This window comes from Haloarchaeobius iranensis (assembly GCF_900103505.1).
Taxonomy (GTDB): domain Archaea; phylum Halobacteriota; class Halobacteria; order Halobacteriales; family Natrialbaceae; genus Haloarchaeobius; species Haloarchaeobius iranensis.
On sequence record NZ_FNIA01000021.1, the window covers coordinates 39,748 to 54,808 of the forward strand.

A 15,061-nucleotide genomic window follows, 5' to 3' on the forward strand; every position below is an offset into this window, starting at 1 on the left:
GAACATGAGCTGCTACGAAATCGAAGCCCTACGACTCGGACTGATGAACGTGCTCGGGACCGAAGACCGGAGCGCGCGTGAACACGCAGAGACAGAACTGGAGGGGCAACTGGACGGACCGATCGAGGCACTGGCAGACGCCGAGAGCCTTTCGGAGATCGAGCGCCACCTCGACGCGGCCCTCGTCGACCTCGAGGAGGAGATCGCCGCCACCGACGCAGACGACCCGGAGTACGACTACATGCGTGGCCGACTGGTGGCTGTCCGCGATGCGGAGCGCGCCGTCCATCGACTGACCGACCAAGGCGAGAGCGTCCTCGGCGGGTTGGGTGACGCACACGACGTCCTCCACGAGACCTTCCCCGTCGATGAGTGACGCCCTGCAACAGCGAGCTACCGGACTCGGCGACGTGCCGCCCGCTCGGTCTCGGCACGCGGGTAAACGGTCGGCAGTCGCGTTGTTCGAGGAGCTAGTGGTCACTGGAACGGCCACCGGGGACGTGGTCGCTCACGACCGTGCGACCCTCGACGAACGGTGGCGCGGGGAAGCGGAAACTGAGAAGACGGCCGTCGTCGCAGCGGAGCCGTTCGGCGACGGAGTCGCGGTCGGCGAGCGCAGCTCGGCGGGGAGGATCCGGGTCTACGACCAGCAGACCGGCGACCCCCGGTGGCAGTACGCCACAGCGACCGACCTCGGGGCTCCACAGAGACCGTCCCGGTTCTTCCTCCCCTTCGTCGCAGATATCGAGGCAGACGAGGATCGACTGTACGTCGCGGCCCGTCGCTACGAGCGCGACGGTGAGTGTCGTTCGTTCACTAGTGTCGTCTACGCGTTCGACGAGGCGGGCGACATCGTCTGGACCCACGATACCGACGCCTCTCCCATCGGTCTCGATGTCGGAGACCGTCGCCTGGCCGTCGCGTACAACCGTTGTCCCGGCAGCCACCAGCACGGGGTGGTCGTCCTCGATGCTGAAACGGGTGCCGTGCGATACCAGTGGGACCCTGGTACCGACAGCCAGCGACGGGTCGGTGACGTCTCGCTCGTCGAGGACGGTGTCGTCGTCGCCAGCCACGGCGACCACTGCGGCTACCGCCTCCGCGACGGGGGTGCCGAGCAGTGGTGTGTCGACCTTGCGACACCAACGGTGGTCGGCGACGAAACGGTGTACGCCTATCCGAACCACGTGCACGCGACGGCGACCGGTGCGGTCTTCGTCACGGGGAACACGTATCCGATGGATGGCCGCGAGACTACGTCGTTGCATCCCCGGGAGCACACTGCCCTCGGATATGCGCCGGACGGCGAGTGTGTCTGGACGGCTTCGGTCGGCGGCTTCGCGAGTGAACTCGGTGTCGACGGGGACCGCGTGGCTGTTCCGGGGGCCCAGCACTTCCGGACGCGGGATGCCGAGGCCCACGGGCTGCGAGTATTCGGGACCGAATCTGGCCCCGAGGCGACCCTGGAGACCGACGGCATCGTCACGGCGGTCGCTCTGGACGCTGAGTCGGCCGTCGCCGTGACGGAGCCGGTGGTGTATCACGACGAGGGGGAGAAACGGGGAACGTATCGGTTATTGACGGCTGAGAGCCGCCAGTAGGTTCGGGAGACCGAGGTCACCGGCTCGCGGGCACGGTCCCTTCGGCGCTACTCTCCTAATCGCGACGCGTCGGCACCGAATTCGTCTTCGAGCAGTGCCGGCACGTCCTCCGGGAGCACGTCCGAGTACCACCGATTGCGGGGATGGATGGCAATCGCGGTGCCCTCGGCGCTACAGAGTCCGAGACAGCTCGTCTCTGCGACGTGGACCCGTGACCAGAAGAGGTCTCGCTCACGCAGCCACGACTTCACCGCCGCGTACACCTCGTCACCCGACGCCTCTGCACAGCAGGCGTACTCCGAGTCTCTGTCGTTCGTACAGACCAATACGTGGTCGGAGAACCCGTTCTCGAGGACGTCCTCTGTGCGCGATTTCATCAGTCTGCAGTGGGGGCTCTGTCGGCAGGGGCGGTTGCGCCCTCAGGTGATCTCGTGTCCACCGAACGGCGGCGAAGTCGGGCGTGTGTGCCTGCGAGAAGCAGCCAGAGCACCGCCTGACCGAACACTATCATGCCCGTCAGCCCGGACGCCAGTTCCGATGGGAGGGAGCTCTCCACCGCGTTCGCCGGCGAGAGGACGGCCGGAATCGCGAGCAGACAGAACGGGAGCATCGCGACGATGGCGGCGGTCGTCCGTCCGTGGGTGTCCCGGAGCCGACCATGGACGAACCCGGCGAGCGAACAGACGAGCGCACCGACCACCATCATCCCCCCGTAGAGTCCCATGCGCAGGTCCGTCGGGAGCGATTGTTCGACCCCCGGCGGCTGTGGCGGGAGCACGAGCCACGGTGCCCCGGAGACGGTGACGAAACCGGCGACGGCCAGGAGATAGCTCTTCGTCCCGCCGGTTCCCGGGATTGCGGGTTCGAGGAAGTAGTAGGCGATGCCGAACACGGCTCCGCCCAGGAGAACACCCCAGAGAACCCCGGAGACGATACTCACGCCGTTCGTGACCGTCATCGAGACGGCGCTATCGTGCTGTTCTCCACCGCTTCCCTCGTGGTGTTCCTCGGCTGCGTGTTGGTCACCGACAGCGTGGCCATCCCCGTGGCCGAGTTCATCGGCGAACGCGACGAGCGGATTTGCGACGAGTGCCACGAGGAGACCGAACACCAGCCCGGCGACCACCCCTGCTTTCACCCCCCGCTTCAGGTAGGCAGCGAGCATAGTCAGTGGCAGGTAATTCCCGCCGCGTGCCGGAAGTTGTGCATCGAGTCGTGCACCATCGGCTCCTGAACGAACAGGAGGGCGAACCCGAGTGCCGCGACGAGAGCGAGTCCGACGGCCAGTTGCGTCGGCGTTAGTTCCACGCGTGCCTGTTCGACTCTATCGTGAACGGTGTTGTTGGCAGTCGCCATTCTAAACTACAGTTGAACAAGAACAAACCAGTTTGTAAAACTTCCGGACGAACGGAACCTACCGTTCCTGCGCGGCAGCGACGGCGGCCTCGATCCGTTCGGCTGACAGTGCGGAGAGTGGGACAGACTCGCCGTCCGTCTCGTCGACGACCAGCCCCGTCACACCGGACCGGTCACCGTCACTCGCGTCGACGACGACCACGTGGGGGTCGAGTTCGCTCAACCTCCTCGCGGCCTCACGGGTCTCGCGGACGGGACTCTCGACAGCAACGTTCGCCCGCCCATCAGTGACCAACACAACGACGCTTGCACTTGGGTCGGCCCGGTCGAGTACGTCGCCAGCCGTGCGGAGACCTGACGGAAGTGGCGTCCGGTCGCCGGTCGGCAGGTCCTTGAGATGCCGAGCGGCGAGGGTGACGCTGTCTGTCGGCGGGAGGAGCACGTCAGCTTCCTCGCCGGCGAATGCGACGAACGCGACTTCGTCGCGCTTTTGGTAGGCGTCCTTCAGAAGTTCGAGGACTGTGCCCTTCGCCGCACGCATCGCCGGTGACATCGACGCACTCGCGTCCACGACGAACACCACCAGCGCGGCGGACTCGCTCTGGCGGACAGATTGACGGAGGTCGCGCGACTCGACGGACGAAGCGCCGCGGGCGGAGGCCGCCCGAACCGACGCCGCGACGTCGATTCGACGGGTCGAATCCGCCTGCTGACTCCGTACCCGTGCTCCCTCGGTGTCCACGTGTGGCTGCGTCCGCGACCGAGACCCGCTACCTGCTCTCCCGTTCTCGACGGCTTCGGGCGCGGTCAGTTCGGGAGCGCGGCCGGCCCCGATGTCGGCACACGACTCGCCAGGGACGATCGGTGTCCCCTCCGTCGTGTCGCCGGTCTCGTCCGCCCTCCTCTCGTCGGTCGCCGTCGGTTCGACGTCGCCGGCCCCGCCCTCGTCGCTCCGTTCCGGGAACGACGTGCCGGACTCGGTCCCGTCGCGGTTGCCGTTCTCTTCGGGCGCTCCGGGGTCGGGCGAGTCCGGCGCGTCCGTCCCCTCGGCGTCACCTGTGTCGTCCGCTCCCTCAGAACGCTCCTCGTCCGCGTCGGAGGGCTCCTCGTCGTGGTGGTCCGTTCTGTCCTCCTCCTCGCTGTCGGTATCCTCACCATCGAAGTGGTCCTCGATGAGCTCACCCGGGTCGGGCGTCTCTTCGAACGGCCGCGACCGGAGGCGGTGAGGGAGCGCGAGTGCTGCCGCCCGCTGCACGTCGGCTTCGATGACCTTCGTGCGCCCGTCGAGAGCGGCGAACGTCCTGGCTGCGCGGGCTGTCGCGATGTCTCCGCGGTGCCCGTCGACACCGGAGTCACGACACAGCTCCGCGATATCCCGGGCGAACTGGGTCGAAAGCTCGACATCGGAGAGCCGTCCGCGGGCCTGCAAGAGCTGGTCCCGATACTCCCCGTTCTCGACACGCTCGTTGGTCGAACGGCTCGCAGCGTCTCCATCTCCTCGTCCGAGCGCCCGGTCGATGATACCGACTCGTTTGTCAACGTCTTCGCAGGCGGTGACCGTCGCCTGAAGTGCGAAACGGTCGCGGAGCTGCGGTCTGAGGTCTCCCTCCTCCGGATTCATCGTTCCCACGAGCGTGAACCGAGCTGGGTGGGTGACGCTCATACCGTCACGTTCGATCCTGTTGACCCCGTTCGCCGCCGCATCGAGCAACACGTCGACGAGATGGTCGTCGAGGAGATTCACCTCGTCGACGTAGAGGATGCCCCGGTTCGCGCGCGCGAGCAGTCCGGGGTCGAACTCGTATTCGCCGCCGAGTGCGTCCGCCACGGAGAGTGTTCCGACGACCCGCTCGCGTGTCGCCCCCAGCGGGAGCGTCACGAGCGGAACCGACCGTTCGGTCGTCGGCGGGTCGGTCCGCCCACGGCAGTCCTCGCACTGATATGCCGGCGCGGACGGCGGGCAGCCGTACGGGCAGTCCTCGATGACATCCTGTGTGGGAAGGAGGTCAGTTAGCGCCCGCACCGCCGTGGACTTCGCCGTTCCCTTCTCGCCCTGTACGAGGAGGCCATCCAGGTCGTCGTTCGCCGCGATTGCCAGGAGAGCGCTCTTGAGCTCCGCCTGACCGACGATCTCTGAGAAGGACAGGGACGCCCCCCGACCGTGCGAAGCTTTTTTGCCTCCGCCGTAATCAACCATACTTGAATTAGTGAAATGGAGGTTTAACAACGTTATGCCAAAAATCGGCCTATACACCGCGACCGAGAACGAACTGGGTGCTGTCCAGCAGGCGGCGGCGCGAACCGACATCGACCTCGTCGTTCGCTCGGAGAGCGACTTCGACGACCAGACCGACGTCGACGCGTTCCTCGACGAGCTCGAAGATGCGGCGGCGGCAATCTTCTGGCTGCACGGCGCCGAGGAGAGCATGCCAGGGTACGACCACGCGGTCAGTCGTCTGGCGGCGGCCGGCGTCCCGCTGGTCGTCAAATCGACCGGTGACGCCTACGCACTCGAGGACACGTCCGTCACTGCGACGGACCGCGACCGAGTCTACGAATATCTGGAGAGAGGTGGGACGAGCAACGTCGCGAACTGCGTCCGATTCCTCGTCGACGAGTACGGGACCGTAGAGCGCGAGTACGACGAACCGGTGACGCTTCCGACGGAGGGTGTCTACCATCCGGACCGTCCGGGGGCATCGTACGAGGAACTGGTCGGGACCCTGGACCCGGACACCCCGACCGTCGCCATCTGGTTCTACGAATCCCATTGGACCCACGAGAACACGCGGTACGTCGACGGCCAGATACGCGCCGTCGAGGCCCGCGGTGTGGATGCACTCCCGGTCTTCTGTAATCCCGCCACCGACAGCGACGAACAGTGGGACGCAGAGCGCGTGACGGACGCGTGGCTCCTGGACGATGGGGAGCCAATCGTCGACGCCGTGCTCTCGTCGTTCATGTTCTCGCTGTCGATGGACGAACGAGGCCGGGCGGCCGACGACGAGGGTGACGGTGCGGCGGACGTCTTCCTCGACCGGCTGGGCGTGCCCGTCATCCAGACCGTGACGACGATGCGGTCTCGCTCGCGGTACGAGAAGAGCGACACGGGCGTCATGGGGTTCGAACTCGCGCTGTCGGTCGCTCTCCCGGAGTTCGACGGCAACGTCATCACGCATCCGATCAGCGGCAAGGAACGGACCGACGACGAGGCGGGTATCGGCAGCGCACCGAAACAGCACTTCCCCATCGACGACCGGGTGGACCACGCCGCTCGGCTCGCGGTCAACTGGGCGACGCTCCGGCATACCTCGAACGAGGACAAGCACGTCGCCGTCGTCCTGCACAACTACCCACCGAGCAACGATGGCATCGGCACTGCCTTCGGGCTCGATAGCCCCGAGAGTACCGTCAACCTGCTCCGGGAACTTCGCGATAGGGGCTACGACCTCGGCGGACGGACACCGACGGACGGTCAGGCCCTGATAGATCAGTTGACCGCACAGCTGACCCTCGACGACCGGTGGGTCGCCCCGGCGGACGTGCGCGACCTGAGCGTCGACGTCGTCCCAACCGACCAGTACCGCGAGTGGTTCGCGGCCACGGACGAACGCTTCCAGTCGAACGTCGTGGACGAGTGGGGCGAAGTGCCCGACCGTCCGTTCGCGATCCCCGGTGTCGAGTTCGGGAACGTCCTCGTCACCGTCCAACCACCGCGTGGGTTCGGGATGGACCCGACCAAGGTGTACCACGACTCCGACCTCCAGCCCCCGCACGACTACGTGGCGTTCTACGGCTGGCTCCGGAACACGTTCGAGGCCGACGCCGTCGTCCACCTCGGCACGCACGGGAGTCTGGAGTGGCTCCCCGGCAAGACGGTCGGGCTGAACGGCGAGAGCGCCCCGGACCAGCTCGTCGACGACATCCCGAACGTCTACCCGTACATCATCAACAATCCGGGCGAGGGGACCCAGGCGAAACGGCGCTCGTACGCGGCCATCGTCGACTACCTGACGCCAGTGATGCGCAACGCCGGGACCTACGACGAGCTGGCCGAACTCGAGGAGCTCGCGGACCAGTATCGCGAAGCCGGGATGGAGGACGCACGCGCCGACGACGGCGACCACCTCGAACGGCTCCTCCGGGAGAGGGTCGACGAGCTCGACCTCGCGGTCGAACTCGGTATCGCAGGCGATATCGACGAGCGTGTCGACGTCCGCGGTCCAGCAGAGGCCGGGACGACGCTCGCGGAGGGGAGCGTCGACGGTGACGCGGTCGACGTCGACGAGCTCGTCGAACGCATCCACGGGTACCTCACCGACGTGAAGACGACGCAGATTCGGATGGGGCTGCACACGATGAGCGAGCCACCGGAGGCGGACCGTCTCGTCGAGTACCTCGTCGCGCTCACGCGCCTGGAGAACCCTGGCGGGCCAAGTCTCCGGGAGAGCGTGGCCGGCGTGCTCGGCGTCGACTACCAGCGGATGCTCGACGAACCGGGGGTGTACGACGACGAACTGGGCATGACACTCTCGGAGGCTGCCGACGAAGTGTACGAGACGAGTATCGACCTCGTGGAGACGCTGGCCGACCACGACTTCGACATCCCGGCTTCGGAGGGAGAAGCGGGGCCGGATGACGAGGTCAACATGAACCTCCTCGTGGTGGACATCGACCCGCTCGGGGACGCACGTGCGAGTTCCGGCGCACACGACGACCTCCGGGACGCGCTGGCGTTCATCTGTCGAGAGGTCGCTCCCCGTGTCCGGGGTGCGGCGGACGAGATTCCGAGAACGGCAGACGCCCTGGCCGGTGAGTACGTCCCGCCCGGCGGAAGCGGTGCGCCGACGCGGGGCGGGGTCGACCTGCTGCCGACAGCACGGAACTTCTACACGCTGGACCCGCGGAAGGTCCCCGCGAAGAGTGCGTGGCGCGTCGGGAAGGAGGTCGCGGACGGAATCGCAGCGCGCCACCACGAGGCCGAAGGCGCGTATCCCGAGGAGATCGGCGTCGTCGCATGGGGGACCCCGACCGTTCGAACCCGGGGCGAGACCATCGCCCAGGTCCTTGCACTGCTGGGCGTCGAACCCGAATGGACCGACGCCGGCCGTATCGACGGCGTCACTCCAGTTCCCCTGGACGAGCTGGGCCGCCCCAGAATCGACGTCACCACTCGGGTTTCGGGGCTGTTCCGCGACGCCTTCCCGCAGGCCGCAGGTGTCGTTCACGACGCCGTCGACGCGGTCGTCGACCTCGACGAACCACACGAGATGAACTACGTCAAAAAACACGTCGAGGAGGAAGCCGAGCGGCTCGACGACCAGGGTGTCGAAGAGCCCGAACAGGCCGCCAAACATCGGGTATTCACGACCCGACCCGGTGGGTACGGTGCGGGTACGAACAAAGCAGTCGACGAGGGGAACTGGGACGACCGGTCCGACCTCGCCGACGTGTACGTCCAGTGGGGCGGATACGCCCTCGGGAAGCGGGGCCGCGTCACGGAGGCGCACGAGGCCTTCGAGCGACGCCTCGGAAGCGTCGACGCCACGGTCAAGATAGAGGACACCGCCGAACAGGACGAGTTCGACAGCTCCGACTGGTACGCGTTCCACGGCGGGTTCATCACCGCGGTTTCGGAGATAGCCGGCGCGGAGCCGGCCTCCTACGTCGGCGACTCCAGCGACCCCGACAACGTCTCGGTCTACACCAACGAGGAGAAGGTCCGCAAGGCCATGCGCGCCCGCGTCCTCAATCCCGACTGGCTCGACAGCATGGCGGAACACGACTACAAGGGCGCCGGCGACCTGTCCAGTACCGTAGACGTCGTTCTCGGCTGGGACGCGACCACGGGCGTCGTCAGTGACACGCTCTGGACCGACGTCGCAGAGAAGTACGCGTTCGACGAGGACCGACAGGAGTGGATGCGCGACGTGAACCCGTGGGCTCTGGAGAGCATCAGTGACACGCTACTCGAGGCGATCGACCGTGGACTCTGGGACGCCGACGAAGAGACCGCCGACCGGCTCCGTGACATCAATCTGCGGGTCGACGGTGACATCGAAGCGCGTGCCGGAAGCTCGAACGCATCGGGGGTGTCCAGCGATGACGACTGAGGCCGTCGAGGAAATCGCTCGGAGCGTCGGTACCGGCGCTGGCCCGCTGCTCGAACAGTCCGAGTGCCGGCACGCCGAGGCCGTCGCCACGGCGATATACGAAGACGCGGAGCGCAGCAAGCGAGCGGAAGTCGAGGAAGCGCTGGGCAAACTCGACCCAGGCGGTGAGCGCAACGATGCTCAGCGCGATGTCATCGAGGGGATGGCCGACGCCATCGTCGAGCGGCTCCTGGCAGCACCGCTATCGTCTATCCGGAGAGGAGGCGACGAGCCCGCTCTCGACACCGTCGTTCGGCTGTTCGATATCGAAGTCGTGGAGGCGGACGACGACGGAATGGACGGGCGTAGGTCGCATCGAGAGGAGGTGACGGGCGTTGACAGCTGACGACATTCGCCCAGACGACGACAGCGAGGTCGGGAACGCCGGTGACTTCGAGCAGTACGCCGACCTCGGTGCGACGACGGAGAACGCGATGGAGATCGCCGAGACGAGCATGGACCGCGTTCGCGAACTCGTCCCCGACGAGACGTTGGCCGACCGCATCCGGCAGAAGAGTGTCCACGCCACCGGCGATCCCGAGTTCCAGCACCTCGTGCGGTTCACCGGTGCCACCGAGGACGAACCGGTCGTCGCTGGCACGCGGGCGGTCCTCGACGAGCGACCGATCGTGACCGACATCACGATGGTCGAGGCCGGTATCACCGGTCGGGGCCACGACTGCCCTGTTCAGAAGGCCATCGGGAACGGTGCCGACCTCGCGGCGCGGACCGGCATGACGCGGACGGCTGCGTCGGTGCTCGAACTCGACAGACAGGGGGTTTACGACGGTGCCATCGCCGTTATCGGGAACGCCCCCACTGCGGCACTCGCCCTCGCAGACTGTATCGAAGGCGGCACGCGTCCGGCCGTCGTGGTTGCCACCCCGGTCGGCTTCGTCAAAGCCGCGGAGAGCCGGAAGCGCCTGCGGAGAGTCACGGACTCCCACGACGTCCCCGCGATCACGAACGTCGGCCGTCGCGGCGGCAGCGGGTTGGCAGCCGGCCTGACGAACGAACTCGTCCACGTGGCGAGCGACGTCCGTAGTGGAGAGGTCGAGCTCCCGTGAGCGACACCTACGACCTCGACTCCGGCCCGGACCCAGCGGCACTGGCGGCGTCGGCCCCTGAATCCGAGTCCGCAACTGTGGAGAATCCAGTGTATGCAGTCGGTATCGGTCCGGGGAACCTGGAGTATCTGACCCCTCGCGCCGAGCGCGCGATACGCGCTGCCGATGTCGTCGTGGGCTTCGAAACCGTCGTCGAGTTCGTCCGCGGGAAGACGAGCGCCGACGCCCTTACGTGCGGGTATCGCGACGAGGCAGAGACGCTCGCGACGTTCGCTGACCGCGTCGCCGACGGGGAGACCGGAACGGCCGTCTTGATGGGTGATCCAAACCACTCGGGCTACCAGTTCGTCGGCAAGGTGCAGGCCGCTGTCGAACGGCCCGTCCGGGTCATCCCCGGCATCTCGTCACTGCAGGTGGCCGCCAGCAGAGCACGAACACCGATGGAGGAGACGGTCTTCGTGACACTCCACAGGAGTGGGGACATCACACCCGGACTCCGTCGCCTTCGCGACGAGGTCGGCGACCGACACCTGCTCGTGCTCCCCCGGCCCTACGACTGGATGCCGGAAGATGTCGCCGCCGAGCTACTCGATGCCGGTGCATCCCCCTCGCTCGAGGCCCTCGTCCTGGAACGGCTGACCCACGAGGACGAAGGAGTGACGACGACGACGCTGGGGAGGCTCGAGGCACTCACGGAAGAGTCGGATGGTGATACCTCACCGTTCTCCGACCTTTCGGTGCTTGCTGTCCGGTCCAACTAGCTCAGAGAGATCCGGTCCCCTCCGAGTCTTCGTTCGTATCGCGGTCACCACCATCGACGAGCTTCCCGTCCATCATGTGTCACTCGCGCTACGCTCTCGCTGGACGAGCTCCGTGTCACCAAAACTTATTTCCCAGTCCGCATCGACCGGTTAGACAACCCAAATTGGGCTAGCACAAATATAATTGTGCAAGTGGACGACCCATGACAACCGAATCAATCCTGCTCATCGGCCGTGATACGAGAAACGCCCCCGAAGTGCTCGAAGCACACGCCAGCCGTCTCAGCCAGCGGTCCATAGTCGACGATGTCGAGATAGCGACCTACGAGAGCGAGCCGGTCCGCGAACTCAAAGAGGAGTTCGAGCGGCTCGCCGCGGATACAGTGTATGCGGTCCCCATGTGTACCGCACACAGCCACGAGACCATCGATGGTCTCCCCGCCGCGCTCTCCTATCTTCCCGGGGACGTCCACTACTGCGAACCACTCGGTCAGAGCCCGGCAGTCACGGAGGTGATAGCGGAGAGAGGAGCGAGCCTCCTCCCCGCATCCGACGACGCCGCGCTCATTCTCGTCGGGTTCGGGAGCAGCGCGAAACCGTACCACAGGCAAACGACCGACTACCACGCAGCTCGACTGCGGGAGCAATCGGGCTACGGGGAGGTCCTGACCTGCTATCTCCTCCAGAATCCCACAGTCGATTGTGTCCGGTACAACATTAGCAAGAGCCGGTCGGTGGCTGTCCCGCTCTTCCTGACACGAACCGAGGCGACCGAGAGCAGGATTCCCGACGCGCTCGAACTCGCACGGGGTGGCATCCAGTACGCCGACCCGCTCGGCGCACATCCACGGATAACGGACGCCGTTCAGGCAGAGGTAGAAAAGCAGCGCGCACTCGCCGGCAACGGCGGTGCGTCGACAGCCTCGTTCGAGGCCCAATTGACCCGGACGCGACGCCCGGTCGCAACCGACGGAGAAGGAGTCCAGCGGTGACGAGTCGGATAGTGCGACGAGGTCCGGTCTCCATGGGGGCGACACCGATACGGCCCGTTTCGATGAGAGCAGCACAGCAGGGGCCGGCCCCGACGCGATGGTTCAGACGACCAGGACGGCCGTCGAAATCGTCGAGTACGGTCATCCAGACCGGGGTCCGTTCGCTCCGGGTAGCCCGACCGCCCGTCCGACGCCCGCGGTCATCACCCGCGCCGTTCGCGAACTCCTCGGGGTCGACCTGCTCGCCGTCGACGCCGGGGTCCCCAGCCCTGCTGTCACGAACGGCGACGAGGGCGGACCCGGTGTTCGAGCCCCTGATTCTATCGCGTCGGCGTCGGACGCGCTCGACGCCGCTCGTCCGCGACGAGGTCACTGCAGACGCATGAAGGGTATCGTCATCGGTGGCACCCGTTCCGGCATCGGGAAGACAGTGACCACACTCGCCATCATTCGAGCGCTCCAGGAGCGCGGGTACACGGTCCAACCCGCAAAGGCGGGCCCTGATTTCATCGACCCCAGTCATCACGAGCGCGTGGCGGGCCGGCCGTCGCGAACGCTCGACCGTTGGCTCCAGGGCGAAGACGGCCTTCGACGGAACTACCATCGAGGCGACGGCGACATCTGTGTCGTCGAGGGCGTGATGGGGTTGTACGACGGCGACGCCTCCAGTACCGCCATGGTCGCCGAGTCACTCGGTCTTCCCGTCGTTCTCGTCGTCGATGCGAAAGCCGGGATGGAGAGCGTCGCCGCGACAGCGCTCGGCTTTCAGCGATACGACGAACAGACCGACGTCGACGTCGCGGGAGTCGTTGCACAACGCGCTCACGGGGGCCGCCACGAACGAGGAATCCGCGATGCACTGCCGGACGAGTTGACGTACTTGGGTCGAATCCCCCCTCGCGAGGGGTTCGAGATCCCCGACCGTCACCTCGGACTGCACATGGGTGACGAATCTCCACTCGCCCCCGAGGTCCTCGACGATGCCGCCGAACACATCCGGACTGAACGACTGCTCGACGTCGCGCGAACACCGCCGAATCCAGACCGGGAACCGGTCCGGCCGGCGGTGGACAAGCGAGTTGCGGTCGCCCGTGACGATGCGTTCCGCTTCTACTATCCCGCGACTATCGAACGCCTCCGCGAGCGGGCGGACGTGGTCACGTTCGCGCCGACCGCGGGAGACGAACTTCCCGACTGTGACGGGGTCTATCTCCCCGGAGGGTATCCCGAACTACACGCTTCCACACTGGAGGACAGTCCTGCGATACGACAACTCCGCAACGCAGCGGCTGACGGGCGTCCAATCGTCGGTGAGTGCGGCGGGCTGATGGCGCTCGCCGAGACGCTGACCACCACCGACGGCGACACCCACCGAATGGCGGGAGTCCTCCCTGCGGACGTGCAGATGCACGACCGGTATCAGGCGCTCGATCACGTCGAACTGCGCGCCCGGGAAGGGACACTTACCGCCGGCTGCGGACAGTCCCTGCGGGGCCACGAGTTCCACTATTCCAGTGCTGATGTCGACAGTGACGGTCGATTCGCGTTCGATGTCATACGGGGTGCCGGTATCGAAGACGAGCGGGACGGTCTCTACGAGTACACGACGCTCGGAACGTACTGCCACGTCCACCCTGCCAGTGGGGCCTTCGACGCGTTTCTCGAGGCGATGTGAAATGAGAACCACCCCTTCCAGCCGGGGCATCGAACGCGGAAGGGAGGAACACTGGTTACACGAACGGGGCGCGGCGCAGGAACGACGAGTTGTGTGCCCAAGCGGACGCCGTTTCCGGGCTGTGTCGACGAGTTATTCCACGTGAGCGGCCCACCTCATTGCGCGTAGCGACAGGTGGGGAATCGAGAGTGGTCGCAGGTGGATAACGCAGCTCATGCAGGCGACGTCGAAGGAAGTCCAGCTTCGGTTCTTCCAGGTTGCGTTTGCGTGTCCTCTGAGTTCGATTTGGCGAGCGGTCGTTCTGCTGGTACAGGTCGAATTGACCGGCGAGAGCGGGCACGCGCCGGTCCTGACGGCCGATAACACGCTGGCGCTCTTGAAGGAGGGGACCGGGTAGTGAAGCGCTCGGTCTGGGTAGCACGGCGTCGAAGTGACAGCGCCGCTGGAAGTTGCCGAACGTTGGCGATATCAGTAGGTGTACACCACGAATTCCCGTTTGGAGAGCAATCTGAATCAGTCCTGTCCACTGAAACGTCGGATACTACGCATCACAGCCCCGCTAAACCTGTTGTAGCCTCAACTCCCCGACTCAATCAGAAGTTGAGCCCGGCCTTCTCAATGCATACGGTATTCTGGCGCAGTTCATAGATAGTATGAAAGCGTAGTCTCGGATAGAACGATGACACGAATTACCGGCTCCTATCCAGATGACCTTGACCTCATCATCGAGGGGACTGTCGAGGCTGGTGTGTTTGGGGCAAGAGCGATGCGTTGCGAGAATTCGTGCGTGAATACTTCGAAGACCACGAGAACGAACGTATTGCAGCTGCCGTCGCCCTCTACGAACGCGAGCGTATCACGCTCGGTGATGCCGCGAGACTTGCTGATGTCGATCGGTGGACGATGCGTGACATCCTCCGTGAGCACGGTGTTGAGCTCCGCCTCGGAGTTGTTGACGAAGACGACGCAGCGTACGAGGTGGAGGCAGCAAGCGAACTCGAATTCGATGATGAGGACTCGGGCAACGAGAGATCGTCTGCGAAATGACCGGTGGTGATAGTCCAGCGAATCCGAGCGTCTTGAACACGACTGTCCTCTCGAATTTTGCGTACATCGATCAGCTGTGGGTAGTTGCTGGCCTCTCTGGAATCTGTACGGTACCAGTCGTGCGCGAGGAGCCCGAACACGGCATCGATAATCATCCATATCTCCAGGAAGCACTCGATACGCTTGATGACGAAATCCCAGTCGCGACGATTTCGGATACTGTCGCAAACGGCTCTATTGAATCCACGGACGGCGTAGGGACGAGCCGTCAGAACGTTGGAAGTGAAGCGGGAGAGTACAGTTGTGCAAAAGGTCCTCTTCCGCTTCGTTAAACAAGCTGTCTCGATAGCACGAAAACTTACTGATGCTGCGCTAATGCAGATCAGCCATCCAGCCGGCAACGGGGTTGC

General features: G+C 65.4%; 12 protein-coding genes and 4 pseudogenes. 12 read left to right on the top strand and 4 right to left on the bottom strand.

The window, feature by feature from the left end:
- The first annotated feature begins 4 nt into the window (after positions 1–4).
- Positions 5–376 carry a DUF3209 family protein gene (locus BLT27_RS15275; RefSeq protein WP_089735422.1) on the top strand — a complete coding sequence of 124 codons (372 nt, stop codon included), beginning with the start codon at positions 5–7 and terminating at the stop codon, positions 374–376.
- Positions 369–1,601, top strand: coding sequence for an outer membrane protein assembly factor BamB family protein (locus BLT27_RS15280; protein WP_089735424.1), 1,233 nt, complete (start codon positions 369–371; stop codon positions 1,599–1,601). Before BLT27_RS15275 ends, BLT27_RS15280 begins: the two co-directional genes overlap by 8 nt.
- Before the next feature lie 47 nt (positions 1,602–1,648).
- On the opposite strand, the gene BLT27_RS15285 is transcribed toward BLT27_RS15280, so the two are convergent.
- The 4 genes from BLT27_RS15285 to BLT27_RS15300 are packed head-to-tail and all read right to left on the bottom strand — an operon-like array spanning position 1,649 to position 5,154.
- Complete coding sequence (locus BLT27_RS15285; RefSeq protein ID WP_089735426.1) at positions 1,649–1,978, bottom strand: (2Fe-2S) ferredoxin domain-containing protein; 330 nt, start codon at positions 1,976–1,978, stop codon at positions 1,649–1,651.
- Positions 1,978–2,766, bottom strand: coding sequence for a CbtA family protein (locus BLT27_RS15290; RefSeq protein ID WP_089735427.1), 789 nt, complete (start codon positions 2,764–2,766; stop codon positions 1,978–1,980). Before BLT27_RS15290 ends, BLT27_RS15285 begins: the two co-directional genes overlap by 1 nt.
- A gap of 2 nt (positions 2,767–2,768) precedes the next feature.
- Positions 2,769–2,957, bottom strand: a complete 189-nt coding sequence (locus BLT27_RS15295; protein ID WP_089735429.1) for a CbtB domain-containing protein — start codon at positions 2,955–2,957, stop codon at positions 2,769–2,771.
- A 58-nt stretch (positions 2,958–3,015) separates the two neighbouring features.
- Positions 3,016–5,154, bottom strand: a complete 2,139-nt coding sequence (locus tag BLT27_RS15300) for an ATP-binding protein (protein WP_089735431.1) — start codon at positions 5,152–5,154, stop codon at positions 3,016–3,018.
- A 34-nt stretch (positions 5,155–5,188) separates the two neighbouring features.
- On the opposite strand from BLT27_RS15300, the gene cobN reads away from it, so the two are divergent.
- The 10 genes and pseudogenes from cobN to BLT27_RS19300 all read left to right on the top strand — a co-directional run.
- Positions 5,189–9,070, top strand: coding sequence for a cobaltochelatase subunit CobN (gene cobN, locus BLT27_RS15305; protein WP_089735433.1), 3,882 nt, complete (start codon positions 5,189–5,191; stop codon positions 9,068–9,070).
- Complete coding sequence (locus tag BLT27_RS15310) at positions 9,060–9,455, top strand: glutamyl-tRNA reductase (RefSeq protein ID WP_089735435.1); 396 nt, start codon at positions 9,060–9,062, stop codon at positions 9,453–9,455. The genes cobN and BLT27_RS15310 overlap by 11 nt, the downstream gene beginning before the upstream one ends.
- Positions 9,445–10,176: a precorrin-8X methylmutase gene (locus BLT27_RS15315; RefSeq protein ID WP_390255083.1), complete on the top strand. Its 732-nt coding sequence runs from the start codon at positions 9,445–9,447 to the stop codon at positions 10,174–10,176. Before BLT27_RS15310 ends, BLT27_RS15315 begins: the two co-directional genes overlap by 11 nt.
- The gene (locus BLT27_RS15320; RefSeq protein WP_089735437.1) at positions 10,173–10,937 is read left to right on the top strand and encodes a cobalt-precorrin-7 (C(5))-methyltransferase; all 765 of its coding nucleotides are present in this window, start codon (positions 10,173–10,175) and stop codon (positions 10,935–10,937) included. The genes BLT27_RS15315 and BLT27_RS15320 overlap by 4 nt, the downstream gene beginning before the upstream one ends.
- Positions 10,938–11,140: 203 nt before the next feature.
- On the top strand, positions 11,141–11,929 hold the full coding sequence (locus BLT27_RS15325; RefSeq protein WP_089735439.1) for a CbiX/SirB N-terminal domain-containing protein: 789 nt from the start codon (positions 11,141–11,143) through the stop codon (positions 11,927–11,929).
- Between the two features lie 382 nt (positions 11,930–12,311).
- The gene (locus BLT27_RS15330) at positions 12,312–13,604 is read left to right on the top strand and encodes a cobyrinic acid a,c-diamide synthase (protein WP_089735454.1); all 1,293 of its coding nucleotides are present in this window, start codon (positions 12,312–12,314) and stop codon (positions 13,602–13,604) included.
- A gap of 172 nt (positions 13,605–13,776) precedes the next feature.
- Positions 13,777–14,001, top strand: a pseudogene (locus BLT27_RS20245) (transposase); the annotation flags it as partial.
- Between the two features lie 282 nt (positions 14,002–14,283).
- A pseudogene (locus tag BLT27_RS15340) lies at positions 14,284–14,651 on the top strand (UPF0175 family protein).
- Positions 14,648–14,881 (top strand): annotated as a pseudogene (locus tag BLT27_RS20530) (twitching motility protein PilT); the annotation flags it as partial. The pseudogenes BLT27_RS15340 and BLT27_RS20530, both read left to right, overlap by 4 nt.
- A gap of 73 nt (positions 14,882–14,954) precedes the next feature.
- A pseudogene (locus tag BLT27_RS19300) lies at positions 14,955–15,061 on the top strand (IS5/IS1182 family transposase); the annotation flags it as partial.

Excerpts from the sequence above, each read along its gene's own strand:
- BLT27_RS15325 (WP_089735439.1), top strand. The coding sequence starts at position 11,141 with ATGACAACCGAATCAATCCTGCTCATCGGCCGTGATACGAGAAACGCC.
- BLT27_RS15290 (WP_089735427.1), bottom strand. The coding sequence starts at position 2,766 with ATGCTCGCTGCCTACCTGAAGCGGGGGGTGAAAGCAGGGGTGGTCGCC.
- BLT27_RS15300 (WP_089735431.1), bottom strand. The coding sequence starts at position 5,154 with ATGGTTGATTACGGCGGAGGCAAAAAAGCTTCGCACGGTCGGGGGGCG.
- BLT27_RS15295 (WP_089735429.1), bottom strand. The coding sequence starts at position 2,957 with ATGGCGACTGCCAACAACACCGTTCACGATAGAGTCGAACAGGCACGC.
- BLT27_RS15330 (WP_089735454.1), top strand. The coding sequence starts at position 12,312 with ATGAAGGGTATCGTCATCGGTGGCACCCGTTCCGGCATCGGGAAGACA.
- BLT27_RS15285 (WP_089735426.1), bottom strand. The coding sequence starts at position 1,978 with ATGAAATCGCGCACAGAGGACGTCCTCGAGAACGGGTTCTCCGACCAC.
- cobN (WP_089735433.1), top strand. The coding sequence starts at position 5,189 with ATGCCAAAAATCGGCCTATACACCGCGACCGAGAACGAACTGGGTGCT.
- BLT27_RS15280 (WP_089735424.1), top strand. The coding sequence starts at position 369 with ATGAGTGACGCCCTGCAACAGCGAGCTACCGGACTCGGCGACGTGCCG.
- BLT27_RS15275 (WP_089735422.1), top strand. The coding sequence starts at position 5 with ATGAGCTGCTACGAAATCGAAGCCCTACGACTCGGACTGATGAACGTG.
- BLT27_RS15310 (WP_089735435.1), top strand. The coding sequence starts at position 9,060 with ATGACGACTGAGGCCGTCGAGGAAATCGCTCGGAGCGTCGGTACCGGC.